An 18,439-nucleotide genomic window follows, 5' to 3' on the forward strand; every position below is an offset into this window, starting at 1 on the left:
TAGTTTATAATTAGGACGGCTGAAAGAGGTCGGTCCATGCAACCTCTTACCTTTCGGGAAATCATTGCCCTACTCAAGCACGATGGATTCGTGAAGGTCGCGCAAGTCGGTAGTCATGCTAAGTATGTTTCTAGCGATCGTGTTGTCACCGTGAACGGCTCTGGTGGTGATCGACCAAAGAAGGGCACGTGGGCAAGTATTCGTCGCCAAGCTGGACGGTAGTTGGAGGCAAAATGAGGCAGCGATTTACCTATGACTGCGTTCTCATAAAAGAAGACGACGGTTACTGCGCCAGCTTCCCGCAGATTCCCGGCGCCTTTGCCGATGGCGATACGCGCGAAGAAGCGATTGCCCATGCCACCGAGGCACTGATGGCGTTTTTGGCCGACGACCTCAACAACGGTTTGACTCCGGCAGGGTACGAACGCTCGGCCGAGGTCGTGGCCCTTTCAGTCGAAATCGACCACGAGGACGCTCGGGAAGCGGCGTGCCGAACATTTAAAGACGCAGCGCTGGACCTCAAAGTCTCCGCTCCGCGGATTACCGCGCTGGTCAAAGCCGGAAAGCTCGATGTTGAACTCGTCGACGGCCGTCGGATGATAACGATAGACAGCATCGAGCGTTACGCCGCCCAAGAACGTCACGCCGGCAGGCCAAAGAAGTTCGTCGCAGTCCAATAACCCCCTCACTTTCACCGACTACTAGAGCCGCTCACCAAACCAACATGCGCTCTGGGCAAATAGGTTGAACGTTTCGTGCGAGAATGCCCCACAGTAAACAAACTTGCACCAGAGCGTAAGGGGCTGGCATACACATGCAGACGGTCTATCGGGTATACGAGGGAACGCGCGAGCCGCATCGGCTTGCCGTCGAGCGCACGGCCGAGGTGCTCGGCCGCGGCGGCCTGGCTTTGATCCCGACCGAGACCGTCTACGGTGTCGCCGTGGCAGTCAACGCCTTCTCGGACGCCGTGCCCCAAGATACAAGCGAATTCCCATCGTGGCCGCGCGATCCGCAGGCTGCCGTCAATGGCGCCGCAGTTCCTGCGCTCGGCACCGGCTATCGCCGTATCTTCACTCTCAAGCAACGTGAACTCACGCAAACCGTCGCTTGGCTGGTCGATGGCGTCGAAGCACTCGACCGCTATGGCGTGGATATCCCGGAAGATGCCCGCATACTCGCGCGACGATGCTGGCCGGGAGCCCTGACTATCGTGGTCAAGGCAGCTCCCTGCGTGCCGACCTTTATGCGCGCTGCCGACGACACGGTGGCACTTCGCGCTTCGGCCTCGCCCGTGGTGCAGGCGCTCATTCGCGCCTGTGGCAGCCCCCTTGCCTGCACCAGCGCCAACACGCATGGCGCGCCCGCGCCGGCAAGTTTTATCACGGTGGAGGGTCGCATCCTGGAGGGGGTCGATGTTGCCGTCGACGCCGGTGAGACCCCGTGTCGCGACGCCTCGACCATCGTGTCGTTTCAGCACGGCGAGCTCCAGATCCTGCGCCAAGGCGCACTTCCCGCATCAGAGATCGAACGGGTCCTGTCCGACCCGATGCAATAGAAAGGTTTAAGCGATGTCGTTGAATCTGGGCAGCCTGGGCATGGAAGATGCCTCGTTTGACTTTGGCGGTTCCTACATCATGGCGCTCGACTGCGGCACCACCTCGGTACTTGCGACCATCGTCGACGAGTACGGCTGCATCGTCGCGCAGGCACGTCGCAGCGTCAAAACCAGCTTTCCGCGTCCCGGCTGGGTGGAGCAAGACCCCATGGCGGTCCTTGCTAGCCAGATCGCCGTCATGATGGAAGTCCAGTTTAAGAGCGGTATCCACTCCGACCGCATTGCCGCCATCGGCATCTCCAACCAGCGCGAGACCACGGTGGTCTGGGATCGCGTGAGCGGTCAGCCGATCTATAACGCTATCGTATGGCAGTGCCGCCGTACCGCACCTCTGATCGACGAGCTTGTCGAGCAGGGCGCAGAAGGGCTGGTGCGCTCCCGCACGGGACTCACGCTCGACCCGTATTTCTCGGCCTCCAAGGTGCAGTGGATTCTCGACAACGTCGACGGCGCACGCGAAAGCGCGGCGGCGGGCGACCTCATGTTTGGCACCATCGACACCTGGCTCATCTACAACCTCACCGGCGGCCAGGTCTTTGCCACCGACTACACCAATGCCAGCCGCACGGCACTCTTTAATATCCATACGCTCGATTGGGACGACGACCTGCTGGCACTCTTTGACGTTCCACGTTCCATGATGCCCGAGGTTCGCTGGAGCTCGGGCGACTACGGCCGCGTCGCGAGCGACATCATGACCAACATGCCGCCCATCATGGGCGTGGCGGGTGACCAACAGGCGTCGCTGTTCGGCCACTGCTGTTTCCGTCCCGGCCAGACCAAAAACACCTATGGCACGGGTTGCTTTATGCTCATGAACACCGGCGACGAGATCGTCGAATCCAAGAATGGCCTGGTCTCCACCATCGGTATCGCTGCGGACGGCAAAGTCAGCTATGCGCTCGAGGGCTCTATTTTTGCCGCCGGCTCAACGATGAACTGGCTTCGCAACAACATGGGCATCATCTCGAGCGTGAGCGAGTCGGCACAACTCGCTGCTTCGATTAGCGACAACGAGGGCTGCTACTTCGTTCCCGCCTTTGCGGGTTTGGGTGCTCCCTGGTGGGACCCGCATGCTCGCGGTATCGTGTGCGGTCTGACCGGCGCCTCGAGCCGTGCGACCATCGTACGTGCCGCCTGCGAATCCATGGCATATCAGAGCTACGACGTGCTGCGCGCCATGGAGCAGGACGTGGGGCTTTCGATTGAGCGCCTGTCTGTCGATGGCGGTGCCTCGCGCAACGAGTTCATCATGCAATTCCAGGCCGACCTGCTGGATATCCCCGTGCTGCAATGCGAGACGGTGGAGACCACGGCAATCGGTGCCGCGTACTTGGCGGGTCTTGCCGTCGGCTATTGGGAAGACCTGGAAGAGCTGGAGCAAAATGCCCAGATCGTTAGGACCTTCCTTCCCCACATGTCCGCCGAGCGCCGCGAGCAAAACCTTGCGGGCTGGCGTGATGCAGTCAGGCGCTCGCTCAGCACCTCACAGTAGGGCTGCGATGGGCTGCTCGATACAACAAACCGCTAAACTAATGCATGGCGTGCGGCGGCAACATTGCTGCGCGCCTTGTCAGCAAGGCCGTTTTGCGGCCGCAACGAAAGGGGCAATCAATCCATGACCGTCACCTACGATGCGTCCCGTGTGACGCTTGTCGATCACCCGCTCGTCCAGCACAAGCTGTCGATCCTGCGCGACAAAAACACCGGCACCAACCAGTTCCGCCAGCTCGTGCGCGAACTCGCGCTTTTTGACGGCTACGAGGCCATGCGCGACCTGCCTATGGAAGACGTCGAGGTCGAGACCCCCATCACTACCGCCACGTTCAAACAGCTTGCCGGCAAGAAACTCGCCATCGTGCCCATCCTGCGTGCGGGCCTTGGCATGGTCGACGGCATCCTCGACCTGGTGCCCTCCGCTCGCGTGGGTCACATCGGCATGGAGCGCGACGAGGTCACCCACGAGCCGCACGAGTATTACTGCAAGATGCCCAAGGATATCGACCAGCGCATCTGCCTGGTCGTCGACCCCATGCTTGCCACGGGCGGTTCGGCCGAGATGGCCATCAGCTACCTGCGCGAGCGCGGTGTCAAGGACATCCGCATGCTGTGCATCGTCGCGGCCCCCGAGGGCCTCAAGTCGCTGACCGAGAAGGACCCAGATGTGCATATCTATACCTGCGCCATCGACGACCATCTCAACGAGGCTGCCTACATCGTTCCCGGCCTCGGCGACGCCGGCGACCGCATCTACGGCACGCTCTAGTCGCTGGGCTAAACGGCCGCGGCTGCAAATACGAAGAAACGGTGCGCGCGGACGAACAAAAGGCGACCGCGCGCACTCCTGTTAACGGACGTTTTGCCCTGCAGGGTTCGAGAAAAACGTATTACCGTACCTGCGGCATAAAGAAGGTCTTAAGAAAACGAACAGGTGCGTATTAACCGATGCTTTTTCGGTTGTACTTTAGCGATTGGCTCGTACAATAGTCACCAATGTTTGGCGGGAACTGTTCTGTGAAGCGTTAAAAAGGAAAGTGAGGACGCCAGTGTTTCAGATAGCCGATCTGCTCGCTATCGTTGCAGGCGCCATCGCGGGCGCAATTGCCTTCCTTCCCTTTGTCTTTACGCTCAAGCCGGTTCTTGACGATAAACAGAATGCGGACATGCTCAAGGGTATGGTGAGTCTGGCGGTCTCGGCAATCGCCCTGCTCGTCTTTACCTTGGTTGTGTTTGTGTTGTTCGGAGAGGCATTTCGCATGTTCCTCCTGGGCGAGGCGATCGGCTTCGTGGCCTTTATGGCCGCCTGCGCGGTTCGTGTCGCCAAGGCGCTGCGAGATCCTCATGAGGTCGAAAGGTAAGTCGTGGAAATTTTTGAAAAGCTGCCTGATGAGATTAATCATCTGGTCAGCGAGTTCAGCTCCACCCCTGTCGTGGGCGATCTGAGCTGCGGCATCACGCAGTACTCGTTTTGGCTGATCGTCTCCACGATCGTGCTCCTGATCGTCCTGGCCGTGTTCAAGAAGAAGCAGACCCTGGTTCCCAAGGGCTTCTTCGTCAACGGTTTCGAGTACATCATCGAGTACGTCGAGAACGATATCGGCAAGGGTGTCGTGGGTGAGAACTGGAAGAAGCACTTCCCGTTCCTGTGCTCGCTTTTCCTGTTCATCCTGATCAATAACATGATCGGCCTGATTCCGGGAATGAAGCCCGGCACCGGCGCAATCGGCTCCACCGCCGCACTCGCCATTTTCGCCTTCGTGTACTTCATCTACTACGGATGCAAGGCTCACGGCGTGATCGGCTACATCAAGAGCCTCGCCCCGCAGGGCGTGAGCTTCCCGATGAACGTGCTCGTGTGGGTCGTCGAGCTTTTCTCGACCTTCCTGCGCCTCATCACGCTCGCCGTCCGTCTGTTCTGCAACATGTTCGCAGGACACGTGGTCATGGGCTCGTTCGCCATCATGGCGAGCATGTTCATGCAGCCGCTGCTTCAGCAGGTTTCCGCGGCCCACGCCGTTGGCGCCCTGCCTTCGCTGGCCTGGCTTGCCATCCTCATCCTGATCTATGCGATCGAGCTTGTGGTCGGCGCCATCCAGGCTTACGTCTTCACGGTCCTTACCGCCGTGTATGTCTCCGAGGCAGAGGAGGTCGCGGAGGAGGAGTAGTCTTCCGTTCGCGCCTTAAAGGTAAGGTAATTCGTTAAACCGCCGGTGCCCGTACCCATGGAGCCCGGCAGTTATAAAAAGGTTATCCTGCGTGAAATAAGACACGCACGACAAAGGAGGAATCGTGGGAGTTATCGGTTACGGTCTCGGTGTTATCGGCGCTGGTCTTGCTATCGGCCTGTCTGCTCTGGGTGCTACGGGTGCTATGGCCCGTCAGCCTGAGGTCCAGGGCCGCGTGTTCACCGTCTTCATTATGGGCTCCGCCTTCGGCGAGGCTCTGGCTCTGATCGGCTTCGTTGTCGCGCTGATCGTTAAATAGCACGGAGCGTCAAGTATGAATCTTTCATCCCAGAAGAGCGCGATCGCACTCTCCGCGTCCGCGGCCGCGCTGCTCATGCCGGTTTCCGCGTTCGCCGAGGACGGCGCTGCCGGTGCGGACATCCTCATCCCTAAGATGGCGGAGTTCATCCCGGCGCTTATCGCCTTCCTGATTATCTGGATCGTGCTGGCCAAGGTCGCCCTGCCGGGCATCATGAAAACCATGGAGGAGCGCGGCAAGAAGATCGAGGAGAGCCTCGACGAGGCCGAGAAGACCAAGCAGGAGGCTATCGCCAAGCGCGCTGAGTCCGACTCGATCGTCACCGACGCTCGTCGTCAGGCTGCCGACATCGTTCTCGAGGCCCGTAAGGACGCCGAGTCCGAGCGCGCCCGTATCATCGAGGCTGCTCACAAGGAGGCCGAGGAGATCATCGCCAAGGCCCATACGACCGTCGAGGACGAGCGCAAGTCCATTTACGCCGGTGCCGCGAGCTCCATCGCCGACCTGTCCGTTGCCGTCGCCACCAAGATCGTGGGCGAGGCACTCGAGGACGATGCCGAGCAGAAGAAGCTCATCGAGCGCTACATCCAGGAAGCAGGTAGCCTGAATGCCGACTAGCCGCTATCAGGACAAGGTGCTCGAGACCTACGCGCGCTCCCTTCTGGAAGCCGCTAAGGCCGAGAACCATGTGTTCGAGGACCTCGAGATGATCGAGCGCTTGGCTTCTGCCAGCCCCGAGATCATCGCCGTGCTCGACACCATGTCCAAGCGCGACCAGCTCGACCTTCTTCCCAAGGTGGCAGCTGCCTTTAAGTATGTTGCCGAGGAAGACGAGGATGTAGTGGGCGTGACCGTCACCACGGCGATCCCGCTCGACGACGAGCTGCGTCAAACCATCACTAAGAAATGCGAGCAGGACTTCGGCCGCAAGGTATTCCTTATCGAGCAGGTTGACCCGTCTATCGTGGGCGGCCTGGTGCTCGAGGCCCGCGGCGAGCGTCGTGACATTTCCGTCAAGACGCAGCTGCGCATCGCGCAGGAGACCCTCGCAAACTCTGCTAATTCGTACGGAGGTGAAGCCTAATGTCCGAAACCCTCAATGCCCAGGATATCGCCAAGAAACTGCAGGAGCAGCTCACGAGCCTCTCCGCGACGGTCGATACGCATGAGGTTTCAACGGTCGACGAGGTAGGCGACGGCATCGCGCGCGTCTCCGGCCTCAAGAGCGCCATGGCAGGCGAGCTTCTGGAGTTCAAGAGCTCCGATACCGGTGAGACCGTCTTCGGCCTTGCCCAGAACCTTGACCGTGACGAGGTCGGCGCCGTTCTGTTCGGTGCCGTCGACTCCATCAAGGAAGGCGACGAGTGCCGCACCACTGGCCGCATTATGGATATCCCCGTGAGCCGTGCCATGCTCGGCCGCGTCGTCAATCCGCTCGGCCAGCCCATCGACGGCCTGGGCGACATCGTCGCCACGCACCGTCGCCCCATCGAGTTCAAGGCTCCCGGCGTCATCGATCGTACCCCGGTGTGCGAGCCGGTTCAGACCGGTCTGCTCGCTATCGACTCCATGGTGCCTATTGGCCGCGGTCAGCGTGAGCTCATCATCGGCGACCGTAAGACCGGTAAGACCGCCATCGCCATCGACGCTATCCTCAACCAGCGCGGCAAGGGCATGGTCTGCATCTATGTCGCCATCGGCCAGAAGGCCTCCACGGTTGCCAACATCCGCGAGACCCTCGCTCAGCACGGTGCGCTCGACTACACCATCATCGTTTCGGCCACCGCTGCCGATTCCGCCCCTATGCAGTACATCGCGCCTATGGCCGGTGCCGCTATCGGCGAGTTCTTCATGTGCAACGGCGAGGACGGCAAGCCCGCCAGCGAGACCAACCCCGGCGGCCACGTGCTCGTCATCTACGACGACCTGTCCAAGCAGGCTGTGGCCTACCGTCAGATGTCGCTGACGCTGCATCGTCCGCCCGGACGCGAGGCCTATCCTGGCGACATCTTCTACCTGCACTCTCGTCTGCTCGAGCGTGCCGTCAAGATGTCCAAGAAGAACGGTTACGGCTCCATGACGGCACTGCCGATCATCGAGACCCAGGACGGCGACGTCTCGGCCTACATTCCGACCAACGTCATTTCCATTACCGATGGTCAGATCTACCTGCAGTCCGAGCTCTTCTTCCAGGGTCAGCGCCCGGCAGTCGACGTGGGCATCTCCGTGTCCCGCGTCGGTGGCGATGCGCAGACCAAGGCCATGAAGCAGGTCGCCGGCAACCTCCGTCTGGACCTCGCTTCGTACCAGGAGCTCGCCGGCTTTACGCAGTTCGGCTCCGACCTCGACGAGGCTACTCAGAAGCAGCTTACCCATGGCGCTCGCATGACCGAGCTCCTGAAGCAGCCGCGCTACAAGCCGTTTGAGGTTGGCGAGCAGATCGTTACGCTGTTCGCTGGCAACGAGGGCTTCCTGGATGACCTGGAGATCGCCGACGTGCTGCCTTTCCGTGCCGAGCTCATCGAGTACATGGACAATGGCTTTGGCTTGCTGCTCGACAAGGTTCGCGCCAAGAAGATCGATGATGACACCAAGGCTGAGCTCTTGCGTGTTATCGGCGACTTCAAGCAGCAGTTCATGGCCAAGCACCATTCGGATGTTTCTGGATCAGAGGAGAACTAAGCCCCATGGCCAACCTTCGCGACATTAAGAAGCGAATCTCCTCGGTTACCACGACCAAGCAGATCACGCGCACGATGGAGATGGTCTCTACGGCCAAGATCCGTCGTGCCCTCGATCGCTCCAAGCAGGCCGAGCCCTATAAGGAGGCGCTGACCGACGTCATGTTGACGGTCGCCGGCGACGCCTCCTGTTCGGGCACCGATCCCATGCTGCAGAAGCATGAGAGCGTCAAGCATGGCCTGATTGTCGTTATTGCCTCGGACCGCGGCCTTGCCGGCGGTTTCAATACGACGGTGGAGCGCACGGCCGAAAAGCTCGCCGCTTCTTGGGCGAACGACGGCATCGAGTGCGAGATCATCGCGTGCGGGCGTAAGCCGGCCACGTATTTCCGTGACCGCGCAAACGTTGTCATGCACTTTGAGGGCAACTCCTCTGAGCCCGATTTCAATCAGGCCCGCATGATCTCCTCTCATATCTGCGATGCGTATCGTGCCGGTGAGCTTGACCGTGTCGAGCTTGTCTACCACCACGCCAAGAACCGCGTGGATCAGGAGCTTCGCGTCGAGCATCTGTTGCCGCTCGACCCCGAGATGATCGCTATGGCCCACGGTCCGCGTAAGAACGAGACCGACGCCCCTAAGCGCATCTCGTCCACGTTCGAGTTCGTGCCCTCTCCCGAGCATGTTCTCGGCAAGCTTGTGCCGTCTTATATCCTGACGGTCATCTACCAGGCCCTGATCGATTCGGCGGCTGCCGAGCAGGGTGCACGCCGCAAGGCCATGCACTCCGCGACGGAAAACGCCACCGCGATCATCTCGACCCTTACCCGCACGTATAGTCGCGTGCGCCAGGCTTCGATCACGACCGAGATTAACGAGATCGTCGGCGGAGCCTCAGCATTGGAGGAACAGTAATGGCTAATAACACCGTAAAGCTTGCGGTCGAGGAAGCCACCAAGAAGACGACTGCCGGTGATGGTCGCATCGTGCGAATCATCGGCCCTGTCGTTGACGTCAAGTTTGACGGCGCGGTGCCCCCGATCTACAACGCGCTCACGGTCGAGGCCGAGACCCCGATCGGTCATCTGAGCACGATCCTCGAGGTCGAGAGCCAGCTTCCGGGCGGCGTCGTCCGCACGGTCGCCATGTCCTCGACCGACGGCCTGCAGCGCGGCCTCATCGCCACCGATACCGGTGAGCCCATGAAGATGCCCGTTGGCCCCAAGACGCTCGGCCGAATTTGGAACGTCATGGGCAAGCCCGTCGACGGCAAGCCCATGCCCGAGGTGGAGGAGTTCTACCCCATCCACCATGCAGCGCCCCGCTTTGACGAGCTCACCACCAAGACCGAGATCTTCGAGACCGGCATCAAGGCCGTCGACCTGCTCGAGCCCTACATCCGTGGCGGCAAGACGGGCCTGTTCGGCGGCGCCGGCGTCGGCAAGACCGTTCTGATTCAGGAGCTTATCAACAACCTCGCCCAGGAGCACGGCGGCACCTCGGTGTTCACCGGTGTCGGCGAGCGTACCCGCGAGGGCACCGACCTGTTCCTCGAGATGAGCGAGTCTGGCGTTATCGACAAGACCTGCTTGGTTTATGGTCAGATGAACGAGCCGCCTGGAGCGCGTCTGCGCATCGGTCTGGCCGGCCTTACCACCGCTGAGTACTTCCGCGATCGTGGTCAGGACGTCCTGCTGTTCATCGACAACATCTTCCGCTTCTCCCAAGCGGGTTCCGAGGTTTCCGCACTGCTGGGCCGTATGCCGTCCGCCGTTGGTTACCAGCCCACACTGGCTACCGAGATGGGTGACCTCCAGGAGCGCATTACCTCGACCAAGACGGGATCCATTACCTCCGTCCAGGCTGTCTACGTCCCCGCAGACGACCTGACCGACCCGGCGCCTGCCACGACGTTTACGCACCTCGACGCCACCACGGTTCTTTCGCGTAGCATTTCGTCGCTCGGCCTGTTCCCGGCTATCGACCCGCTCGCATCTTCCTCCGACGCTCTCGATCCCTCGATCGTTGGCGAGGAGCACTACCGTGTCGCCGTCAAGGTCCAGGAGCTCCTGCAGGAGTACTCCGACCTTCAGGACATCATCGCCATTCTGGGTATGGACGAGCTGTCCGAGGAGCAGCGCCTTACGGTCAACCGTGCCCGTAAGATTCAGCAGTTCCTCTCGCAGTCCTTCCACGTCGCCGAGAAGTTCACCGGCAACCCCGGTGTCTACGTCCGCGTCGAGGATACCGTCCGCTCTTTTGCCGAGATTGTCGACGGCAAGGCCGATGACCTGCCCGAGCAGGCTTTCCGCTATGCTTCCACGATTGAGGACGTGCGCGAGCGCGCCCGCAAGATGGGGGAGAAGTAGGTTATGCGTATCCGCATCGTGTGCCCCGTGAGCTGCGCCTATGAGGGCGACGCTGCGTTTGTGTCGATTCCGTCCACGGATGGCGAGTTTGGCGTCCTGCCTGCTCACTCCAGCGAGATCTGCACGATCGACCGCGGTTACGTTCGCGTTTCCGATAAGGCCATGGGCACTGTCGACCACACGTTTGCCGTGGCCGGCGGCTATGCCCAGGTTGCGGACGATGTCGTGACCGTTCTCGCCGAGCGCGCTTGCGATTTGGCGACCGTCGATGCCGACAAGCTTAAAGCTGATATTCAAGGTTTTGAAGAGAAGCTGGGTAATTTGTCGGAGGATGATGCACGCCGCGCCTACCTCTATAATGAAATCGCATGGTGTAAGCTCAAGCTTGCCCAATAGTCAAACGATTTAGCGTTCGACCATTTGCGAACACATCATGCCCGGGATGGCCCAGCCACCCCGGGCATGCTTTTTGAAAGGGTAGACCTTGGATATTATCCGCGTTGAGGGTGGCCACGCCATCGGAGGCTCCGTGCCCGTCTCGGGTGCCAAGAACTCCGCGCTCAAACTCATGGCGGCAACGCTTCTGGCGCCGGGCAAGACGACGCTGCAGAACGTGCCCGATATTTCCGATGTCCACGTGATGGGCAAGGTGCTCAAGGGCATGGGCGCTACGATCGATGTTCTCGACGAGCACACGCTCGAGATTGATACCTCTCAGGTCGATTCATGGGAGGCCCCCTACGAGCTCGTTGCCAAGATGCGCGCTTCCACCGCCGTCATGGGACCCCTGCTGGGCCGCTTCCATCGCGCCAAAATTGCCATGCCGGGCGGCTGCAACCTGGGTGCTCGCAAGATCGATATGCACATTCTTGGTCTTGAGGCCCTGGGCGTCGAGTTTGATACCGCCCACGGCTATATCAACGCCAGCGCGCCTCAGGGCCTGCGCGGCACCACCGTCACGCTCGAGTTCGCCAGTGTCGGTGCGACCGAGAACCTCATTATGGCATCCGTGCGCGCGCAGGGTACCACGGTTATCGACAATGCCGCCCGCGAGCCCGAGATCGTCGATCTCGCCAACATGCTCAACGAGATGGGCGCCAAGATTGTTGGCGCCGGCACTCCCGTCGTGACTATCGAAGGCGTGGAAGAGCTCCATCCTGTTACCCATCGCGTAGTAGGCGACCGCATCGAGGCCGGTACCTTTATCGTTGCCGGTGCGTTGATGGCCGACGATCGCGGTGTCGATGTCACGGGCTTTTGCCCCATTCACTTGGGCATGGTGCTCAAGAAGATGGAGTTCATGGGTATCGACTGCGAGCGCGTCGAGGATGGCGTCCATGTGAACCGTGCCGAGCGTATCAAGCCGGTCGACATCCAGACGCTTCCGTTCCCCGGTTTCCCGACCGACATGCAGGCGCAGATTATGGTGCTCTCCGCCCTTGCCGACGGCAGTTCCGTTATTACCGAAAACATCTTCGAGAATCGCTTTATGTTTGCCTCTGAGCTGGTGCGCATGGGTGCCGACATTCGTATCGAGAGCCATCATGCCATGATTCATGGCGTCAAGGGCTTCTCGGGTGCACAGGTTACCTCGCCCGATCTGCGCGGCGGAGCGGCCCTCGTCGTAGCGGGCTTGATTGCCGACGGGACGACCGAGGTTTCGGCTATCCATCACATCAAGCGCGGCTACGAGCATTTTGTCGAAAAGCTGCAGGCGCTTGGCGCGCATGTCGAGCATGCTACCGTCCCCGATCCCGTCATCTACTAATACAGGTTGCCTATGTTTAATAAAAAGCCCCTCGCGGATACCACCACTCGAAGACCCTCAACTGGTGCGCAGGCCAAGATCTACAGTCGCGATAACGTGGCTCGTTATTCCGAGCGAGCTCGCCAACGTCGTCGTAGCCACACGATTCGTCACGTCGCGCTCATTGTCGTGCTTGGCGTGTTGCTGAGTGCCACTACCGCTGCCGGCCTGTGGTTTGCCACCATTATGGGCAAGCTCGGCGATTCTAATGTCATTACCGACAATCTGCGTCGGGTTCTGGTTGACACCGATGAGGCAAAGGATCCGTTCTACGTGCTGCTTCTTGGCACCGACGGCCGTCCGGGCGAGGATACGTATCGTGCCGACTCGATTATCCTGGCACGCATCGACCCCACGCAAAAGCAGGCGACGCTCATTTCCGTTCCGCGCGACACCAAGGTCGAGTACAAGGGCGAGACCATGAAGATCAACGCCTGCCATACCGTTGGCGGCGCCGAGGCCATGGTCGAGGCGGTCAACGAGCTGTGCGGTGTTCAGATTTCCCACTATGCCGAGGTCAGCTTCGACGGTATGCAGGCGCTGATTGATTCGGTTGGCGGTATCGACATTAACGCAACCGATGATGTTGACGACCCCGAGCACCTGGATATTAAGATTACCGCTGGCCAGCAGCATATGGACGGTGCCACCGCCCTTACCTATGCCCGCTGCCGCTACACCTATGCCGACGGTGATTACACGCGCATGCGCCACCAGCGTCAGGTGCTTGGCGCCCTTGCCAACCAGATTCTCAATAACTTCGATGCCACGAAGATCTTTGGCCTGGTTAATTCGCTGTCCGATATGCTCGTAACCGATATGAGCGTTCAGGATATCGTGGCTACGGTCAATGCCATGCGCGGTATGGATGTCGACGGTATCTACTCGGCCAACCTGCCCTCGTACGCCGACGACAGCACCATGATCGACGGTGTGAGCTACGTCTTTGTCTACGAGGACGAGCTCAAGGAAATGATGGCCCGTGTCGACGCCGGCAAGGATCCCAAGGGTCCCAACACCATGGGTCTTTCCGACGGTTCCAGCTCTACGATCGGTGACCTGAACAACAACACGTCTGACGACTACGCAAACGGTACCGCAACCTCATCGGTCAGCTCTGACGATTCTGATGACTCAAGCGATTCGAGCGATTCGGACTACTACGAAGAGCCCACCGGTGACGGCAACGGTTACGAGGCCAACTATTAGGGTTACGCGGGCTTACCAGCCCGCGTAACCGCTTGACGCTGCGCGGGCCGCATTTGGACAATCTGACGTTCAACTTCAAGGGCGCGACCAGAAGGTCAGCGCCCTTTCGTTTCACGTCACCTTGTCTCAAATGCGACCCGCTCGCTGCCCGTCCTCAACCTGCGACGTTAGTCATTGGGGACGTTCTTAAACGACTGGGCAAAGGGGACACTCTTGATGCACTTGGCACTTGGGGACGTTCCTTTTGTGCCGGCAGTTTGGGACACTCCTTGCGTTAAGAGGCTGGCGTGCGTCAACCTGTTCTCATTGCGGCAAAAAATCGCCCCGTTCTCGGTTGAGGACGGGGCGATTCGTCTTTTGGACTTGTGCAGCCAGGCTTATGCAAAGCGGGAGACGAGCTCCTGGAGCACGTCGGTCATCTTGACGAGCGAACTGACCGGGACGAATTCGTTGACGCCGTGGTAGCAATAGCCGCCGGTGGAAAGGTTGGGGCAGGGCAGACCGCGGAACGACAGCTGAGCGCCGTCGGTGCCGCCACGAATCGGCAGCACTTGGGGCTCAACGCCGCAGGCAAGGTAGGCTTCCTTGGCAACATCAATAAGCTCGGGAAAGTCACAAACGATCTCGGCCATATTTCGATATTGCTGCTTAATCTCGACCGTCACGCGCTCCTCACCCAGACGCTGGTTGAGCATCGAGGCGGCGGCATCAATAAGGTCGAGTTTCTGCTGGAACTTGGCGGCGTCATGGTCGCGGACGATGTAGCGCGCCGTGGCGTGGTCGACGGTTGCAGATACACCCTCAAGGTGATAAAAGCCCTCGTAGCCTTCCGTATACTCCGGGCGCTGCACGTAGGGGAGCAACGCGTTGAAGTCGCAGAACAGATTGCCTGCGTTGACCATACGGCCCTTAGCGTCGCCCGGGTGGATGGACTGGCCCTCAAAGCAGACAGTCGCCTCGGCGGCGTTAAAGCACTCCCACTCCAGCTCGCCGATGGGGCCGCCGTCGACCGTGTAGGCGTACTTGCAGCCAAAGGTATCGATATCCAGCAGCTCGGCTCCGTGGCCGATCTCCTCGTCAGGGCAGAAGCAAATGCCGAGTGCGGGATGGGGCAGAGAAGGGTCCTGAGCGATACGCGCGACAAGTGACATGATCTCGGCGACGCCTGCCTTGTCGTCCGCGCCCAGCAGCGTGGTGCCATCGCTGCAGACCAGGTCCTCACCCGCGAGGTCATTCAGGGCGGGAAGCTTGGCGGTACTCATGGCAACGGGCTTACCGTCAACCGTGCCGCAGACCAGGTCGCCGCCTTCGTAGTGTACGATGTGCGGCTTCACGCCGGCGCCCGGTGCAACTTCGGTGGTGTCGAGATGGGCGATCAGGCCCAGGGCGGGCTTGTCCTCAGCGCCCGCACTTGCGGGGATATGCGCACAGACATAGGCGTGCTCGGTCACGTGGGCATCTTCCGCACCAAGCTCGCGCAGCTCTTCAGCCAGCACGTTGGCAAGGTCAAACTGAACGGCGCTCGAGGGTACCTGGTCGCAGTTTGCATCCTCGGACTGCGTGTTGATCTGGACGTAGCGCAAAAAGCGCTCGAGAACATCGGGGTTCGTGGTGGTGTTTTCCATAAAGACCGCTCCAATCTTGGTCGTCGTGTGCAACAAGAACTCTAGCACGGTATGCCACGGCATACCGCGACGCTTGGATGGGGTAGAATCAGCCATTGAATGCAGAAGGGACGGAAGATCATGGATACGACAAATAGCTCGCGCGAACTACATCTGACGGTGGCGAACGAAGACTACTTGGAGTGCATGGTTCGCATTGAAAGCGAAGAGGGGGAAACCAACGGCGTGCGATCGGTCGACATCGCGCAGCGCCTTGGCGTCTCCAAGGCATCGGTCAATAAAGCGGTTTCGGCGCTCAAGGCATCCGAGCTTGTCGAGCAATCGCACTATGGCAAGGTAATCCTGACCGATCGTGGCCGCGAGGTTGGCACGGCTATCTGGTACCGTCATCGCCTCATCCGCACGTTTTTGGTTCAGGAGCTCGGTGTCGAATTTGAGCGAGCCGATTCCGAGGCCTGCATGATGGAGCATGCGCTATCCGAGGACACGATGAGCCGCTGGCTCGCCTATCTCGAAAAGCAGGGAATCAGCGTCGAGGAATAGCGGGATATATATGGATACGAGTTATTACAACCGCTTTGGTGCCGAGGAACTTACGCGCCGCTTGTCGAGCGAGACCTTGTTGGCGCAGGGCCCCATGGGCAGTGTTCTGTTGAGTGAGTACGATGCCGCCGATATTCCACCGGCGTTTTGGAATCTGGCAGAGCCGCAGACCGTTTCTCGTATCCATCGCTTGTATGTCGCCGCCGGCGCGCAGGTACTCATTACCAATACCTTTCAGGCATCAAGCTATGCCCTCACGCACGACCAGATTGCGCCGTCCGTGGCGGAGGTCAATCGCGGGGCCGTCGACGATGCCCGCCAGGCGCACCCTCAGCTGCTGCTGGGCTCGATGGGTCCGATCGGTATTGAGTGGTTTGCCGAGGACTCTGCCGAGTTTCGTGAGATCCGAGGCATTGCGCGCGAACAGGCGCACGCCTTACTCAATGCTGGTGTTGATGGTCTGCTGATCGAGACGGTGACGTCTATCCGTAATTTGCAGCCCATGCTTGCCGGCGCTCGAGATGCCGCTGACGGCATGCCTGTCCTGGTGAGTTTTGTCGTTGATGACAAAGGCGACCTGTTGGGCGATGGCCTCAATATCGAGGCAGCCGTTTTGTACGCCGAAAAACACGGCGCAAACTCGGTTGGTGTTAATTGCTGTTCGCTTGCGGCCGCGAACGCGGCGGTGCCCAGGATGGTTGCATCGGCGACTACTCCCGTCACGGTGCGTCCCAACGTGGGCGATCCGGTCCAGACTCAGGATGGCCCCGTATGGCACGAGAACCCCGAAGCTTTCGCGCGCGCATGCATCGAATGGAGACATGCCGGTGCCGCAATGGTGGGCAGTTGCTGTGGAACCACGGCAATCACTACGGCAGCGATGGCCGAGGCGCTCGATATATAAAGGGCAAAACCGCTCCATACGGGGCGGTTTTTTATTGCTTGCATGTCCTCGGCAGCATTTGCCCAAATGGTGAATGCTGGTGCCGGCAGGTTGCCGAGTGTGTATCGCGGGTATACCTCATGCGTACCATGATCCAAACACTGTGAGGTGTCTGCGCGTGTGCGCGATAATTCATTTTGGAACTGACGGTTGGCGCGCTCGCGTCGATGAGGACTTCACTGCCGATAACGTTGCCCGTATCGCCGATGCCGTCGGCGAGTTGTGGCAAAAGACCAATCCGGGCAAAACGGTATATATAGGGTTCGACACTCGGCCCCTGGCGCGCGAGTTCGCTGAGCTTGCGGCGGGTGTGCTAGCAGCGCACGGGCTAGACGCCGTGCTCGCTTCGCGACCTGTTCCGACCCCTGCTCTTACGTGGGCGGCGGCTTATGACGGTGAGGCGTGCGGCGCGCTCATGGTGACGGGGTCCCATCATCCGCAGGGTTATCTGTGTCTCAAGATTCGCATGGGTGACGGCTCGACCGCCAACCAGGATGTCATCGAAGAGCTCGAAGAGACCATGGCTCCCGAGCCAATGGGGATCGAGGGGCAATATCGCACCGCGGATATCATTCCTGACTATATGCAAGCGGTGGCATCGTTTGTCGATGCCGAAGCCATCCGCGCCGCGCACCTGCGCGTGGTTGTTGACCCCATGGGCGGCGCAGCCCAGGGCTATCTAGCCGACTTGCTGCGCGAGCTTGGCGTTGAGGTGCACGAGATTCACGCCGGGCAGGCGCCTGACCAAGAGGATATCTGCCCCGACCCCGTTGAGCCGTGGGTGGACGCTTGCGAGCATACGGTTATCGAGGACGGAGCTTGCGCTGGCCTGGTGACCGACGGCGACGCCGACCGTATCGGCGCGGTTGACGAGCGCGGCAGATATATACATCCGCATCAGATCATGGCGCTCGTTTTGGGCGACTTGGTTCAATTTCGTAATTTGGAGGGGCGCGTCGTCGTCAATCTTTCGTGCTCGACGCTCGTGCGTCGCATTGCCGAGGCGCTTGGCTGCCGCGTGACCGTCAAACCAGTCGGTTTCAAATATATAGCGGCAGAGATGAAGAAGGGTGGCGTCCTCATAGGCGGCGAAGAAGCCGGTGGTATCGGCATCGCCGCGCATATGCCCGAGCGCGATGGAATCCTCGCCTGTCTGATTCTGTGTGAGCTTATGGCAAAGACGGACGCGCCTTTGGGCGTTCTGGTCGACCAACTCGAGGACAGTTTTGGTAAGACGAGTTACGGTCGACGCGATTTGCGCCTTGAGGCCGAAGATGCCGAAACGTTACGAACCCTGCTGCCGGGCGTAAACCCCAAGTCGATTTGTGGCAAGGTGCCGCAAAACGTTAGTCATATGGATGGCTTGCGTTTAGCATTCGAGGATGACACGTGGCTGCTGGTCCGTCCTAGCGGGACCGAACCAGTGGTGCGCGTCTACGCCGAGGGGTTCTCGGTGGAAGAGCGTGATGAGTTGCTCGATGCTGGCTGTGCTTTAGCTAGGGGAACGTATCCGCTTTAACCATGAGACTGCCTTATATAAAGAGATGCTCGGCGAGCGGTAGTTAACGGCTGGCAAACGTTAGTCGGATCCCAAATTGTGTAGGAAATGTGTACGCCCAGATTCCCGCCCCCGGGGGCCCTCCGGTCTGGCAATATATCT

General features: G+C 60.0%; 20 protein-coding genes. 19 read left to right on the top strand and 1 reads right to left on the bottom strand.

Features of this window, described 5'->3' with window-relative positions:
• Positions 1-36: 36 nt before the first annotated feature.
• From DW211_RS10450 to DW211_RS08000, 16 genes are all read left to right on the top strand, one after another.
• Positions 37-222: a type II toxin-antitoxin system HicA family toxin gene (locus DW211_RS10450; RefSeq protein ID WP_117779405.1), complete on the top strand. Its 186-nt coding sequence runs from the start codon at positions 37-39 to the stop codon at positions 220-222.
• A complete protein-coding gene (locus DW211_RS07930; RefSeq protein ID WP_147357252.1) occupies positions 189-680 on the top strand; it encodes a type II toxin-antitoxin system HicB family antitoxin in 492 nt (163 codons plus the stop codon). Before DW211_RS10450 ends, DW211_RS07930 begins: the two co-directional genes overlap by 34 nt.
• Before the next feature lie 134 nt (positions 681-814).
• Positions 815-1,558 carry an L-threonylcarbamoyladenylate synthase gene (locus tag DW211_RS07935; RefSeq protein ID WP_089573104.1) on the top strand — a complete coding sequence of 248 codons (744 nt, stop codon included), beginning with the start codon at positions 815-817 and terminating at the stop codon, positions 1,556-1,558.
• Positions 1,559-1,571: 13 nt separating this feature from the next.
• Positions 1,572-3,113 (top strand): glycerol kinase GlpK, encoded by a 1,542-nt coding sequence (glpK, locus tag DW211_RS07940; RefSeq protein WP_089573103.1) that lies wholly within the window; start codon positions 1,572-1,574, stop codon positions 3,111-3,113.
• A 123-nt stretch (positions 3,114-3,236) separates the two neighbouring features.
• Positions 3,237-3,884: a uracil phosphoribosyltransferase gene (gene upp / locus DW211_RS07945; protein ID WP_040359658.1), complete on the top strand. Its 648-nt coding sequence runs from the start codon at positions 3,237-3,239 to the stop codon at positions 3,882-3,884.
• Between the two features lie 280 nt (positions 3,885-4,164).
• The gene (locus DW211_RS07950; RefSeq protein WP_035138788.1) at positions 4,165-4,476 is read left to right on the top strand and encodes a hypothetical protein; all 312 of its coding nucleotides are present in this window, start codon (positions 4,165-4,167) and stop codon (positions 4,474-4,476) included.
• A 3-nt stretch (positions 4,477-4,479) separates the two neighbouring features.
• Positions 4,480-5,283, top strand: coding sequence for a F0F1 ATP synthase subunit A (atpB, locus tag DW211_RS07955; RefSeq protein ID WP_022094263.1), 804 nt, complete (start codon positions 4,480-4,482; stop codon positions 5,281-5,283).
• A gap of 124 nt (positions 5,284-5,407) precedes the next feature.
• The gene (locus DW211_RS07960; protein WP_022094262.1) at positions 5,408-5,602 is read left to right on the top strand and encodes an ATP synthase subunit C; all 195 of its coding nucleotides are present in this window, start codon (positions 5,408-5,410) and stop codon (positions 5,600-5,602) included.
• A gap of 15 nt (positions 5,603-5,617) precedes the next feature.
• Positions 5,618-6,220, top strand: a complete 603-nt coding sequence (gene atpF, locus DW211_RS07965) for a F0F1 ATP synthase subunit B (protein ID WP_006235712.1) — start codon at positions 5,618-5,620, stop codon at positions 6,218-6,220.
• Entirely contained in the window at positions 6,210-6,686 is a 477-nt protein-coding gene (locus tag DW211_RS07970) for a FoF1 ATP synthase subunit delta (RefSeq protein WP_006235713.1), read from the top strand. The genes atpF and DW211_RS07970 overlap by 11 nt, the downstream gene beginning before the upstream one ends.
• The gene (gene atpA, locus DW211_RS07975) at positions 6,686-8,284 is read left to right on the top strand and encodes a F0F1 ATP synthase subunit alpha (RefSeq protein WP_118260183.1); all 1,599 of its coding nucleotides are present in this window, start codon (positions 6,686-6,688) and stop codon (positions 8,282-8,284) included. The genes DW211_RS07970 and atpA overlap by 1 nt, the downstream gene beginning before the upstream one ends.
• Positions 8,285-8,289: 5 nt before the next feature.
• Positions 8,290-9,198, top strand: coding sequence for an ATP synthase F1 subunit gamma (atpG, locus tag DW211_RS07980; protein ID WP_006235716.1), 909 nt, complete (start codon positions 8,290-8,292; stop codon positions 9,196-9,198).
• Positions 9,198-10,652: a F0F1 ATP synthase subunit beta gene (atpD, locus tag DW211_RS07985; RefSeq protein ID WP_006235717.1), complete on the top strand. Its 1,455-nt coding sequence runs from the start codon at positions 9,198-9,200 to the stop codon at positions 10,650-10,652. The genes atpG and atpD overlap by 1 nt, the downstream gene beginning before the upstream one ends.
• A 3-nt stretch (positions 10,653-10,655) precedes the next feature.
• Positions 10,656-11,048: an ATP synthase F1 subunit epsilon gene (atpC, locus tag DW211_RS07990; RefSeq protein ID WP_006235718.1), complete on the top strand. Its 393-nt coding sequence runs from the start codon at positions 10,656-10,658 to the stop codon at positions 11,046-11,048.
• Between the two features lie 88 nt (positions 11,049-11,136).
• Entirely contained in the window at positions 11,137-12,420 is a 1,284-nt protein-coding gene (gene murA, locus DW211_RS07995) for a UDP-N-acetylglucosamine 1-carboxyvinyltransferase (RefSeq protein ID WP_118260184.1), read from the top strand.
• A 12-nt stretch (positions 12,421-12,432) separates the two neighbouring features.
• Positions 12,433-13,668, top strand: a complete 1,236-nt coding sequence (locus tag DW211_RS08000; protein WP_118260186.1) for an LCP family protein — start codon at positions 12,433-12,435, stop codon at positions 13,666-13,668.
• Positions 13,669-14,045: 377 nt separating this feature from the next.
• Here DW211_RS08000 and pepT read toward each other — a convergent pair whose 3' ends face one another.
• The gene (gene pepT, locus DW211_RS08005) at positions 14,046-15,293 is read right to left on the bottom strand and encodes a peptidase T (RefSeq protein ID WP_118260187.1); all 1,248 of its coding nucleotides are present in this window, start codon (positions 15,291-15,293) and stop codon (positions 14,046-14,048) included.
• A gap of 120 nt (positions 15,294-15,413) precedes the next feature.
• Between pepT and DW211_RS08010 the strand changes: the two genes are divergently transcribed.
• The 3 genes from DW211_RS08010 to DW211_RS08020 all read left to right on the top strand — a co-directional run bounded on the left by DW211_RS08010 (position 15,414) and on the right by DW211_RS08020 (position 18,298).
• Positions 15,414-15,836: a metal-dependent transcriptional regulator gene (locus DW211_RS08010; RefSeq protein WP_040359600.1), complete on the top strand. Its 423-nt coding sequence runs from the start codon at positions 15,414-15,416 to the stop codon at positions 15,834-15,836.
• 10 nt (positions 15,837-15,846) lie between these two features.
• The gene (locus DW211_RS08015; protein ID WP_118260189.1) at positions 15,847-16,740 is read left to right on the top strand and encodes a homocysteine S-methyltransferase family protein; all 894 of its coding nucleotides are present in this window, start codon (positions 15,847-15,849) and stop codon (positions 16,738-16,740) included.
• A gap of 157 nt (positions 16,741-16,897) precedes the next feature.
• A complete protein-coding gene (locus DW211_RS08020; RefSeq protein WP_117630036.1) occupies positions 16,898-18,298 on the top strand; it encodes a phosphoglucomutase/phosphomannomutase family protein in 1,401 nt (466 codons plus the stop codon).
• Positions 18,299-18,439 lie beyond the last annotated feature (141 nt).

Origin of the sequence: Collinsella sp. AM18-10, assembly GCF_003471585.1 — a bacterium.
Taxonomy (GTDB): domain Bacteria; phylum Actinomycetota; class Coriobacteriia; order Coriobacteriales; family Coriobacteriaceae; genus Collinsella.

Bases quoted from the DNA above. Each gene is read 5' to 3' on its own strand.
- DW211_RS10450 (WP_117779405.1), top strand. From the start codon at position 37: ATGCAACCTCTTACCTTTCGGGAAATCATTGCCCTACTCAAGCACGAT.
- atpD (WP_006235717.1), top strand. From the start codon at position 9,198: ATGGCTAATAACACCGTAAAGCTTGCGGTCGAGGAAGCCACCAAGAAG.
- pepT (WP_118260187.1), bottom strand. From the start codon at position 15,293: ATGGAAAACACCACCACGAACCCCGATGTTCTCGAGCGCTTTTTGCGC.
- DW211_RS08015 (WP_118260189.1), top strand. From the start codon at position 15,847: ATGGATACGAGTTATTACAACCGCTTTGGTGCCGAGGAACTTACGCGC.
- glpK (WP_089573103.1), top strand. From the start codon at position 1,572: ATGTCGTTGAATCTGGGCAGCCTGGGCATGGAAGATGCCTCGTTTGAC.
- atpC (WP_006235718.1), top strand. From the start codon at position 10,656: ATGCGTATCCGCATCGTGTGCCCCGTGAGCTGCGCCTATGAGGGCGAC.
- DW211_RS08000 (WP_118260186.1), top strand. From the start codon at position 12,433: ATGTTTAATAAAAAGCCCCTCGCGGATACCACCACTCGAAGACCCTCA.
- atpF (WP_006235712.1), top strand. From the start codon at position 5,618: ATGAATCTTTCATCCCAGAAGAGCGCGATCGCACTCTCCGCGTCCGCG.
- atpA (WP_118260183.1), top strand. From the start codon at position 6,686: ATGTCCGAAACCCTCAATGCCCAGGATATCGCCAAGAAACTGCAGGAG.
- upp (WP_040359658.1), top strand. From the start codon at position 3,237: ATGACCGTCACCTACGATGCGTCCCGTGTGACGCTTGTCGATCACCCG.
- DW211_RS07970 (WP_006235713.1), top strand. From the start codon at position 6,210: ATGCCGACTAGCCGCTATCAGGACAAGGTGCTCGAGACCTACGCGCGC.
- DW211_RS07935 (WP_089573104.1), top strand. From the start codon at position 815: ATGCAGACGGTCTATCGGGTATACGAGGGAACGCGCGAGCCGCATCGG.
- atpG (WP_006235716.1), top strand. From the start codon at position 8,290: ATGGCCAACCTTCGCGACATTAAGAAGCGAATCTCCTCGGTTACCACG.
- DW211_RS08010 (WP_040359600.1), top strand. From the start codon at position 15,414: ATGGATACGACAAATAGCTCGCGCGAACTACATCTGACGGTGGCGAAC.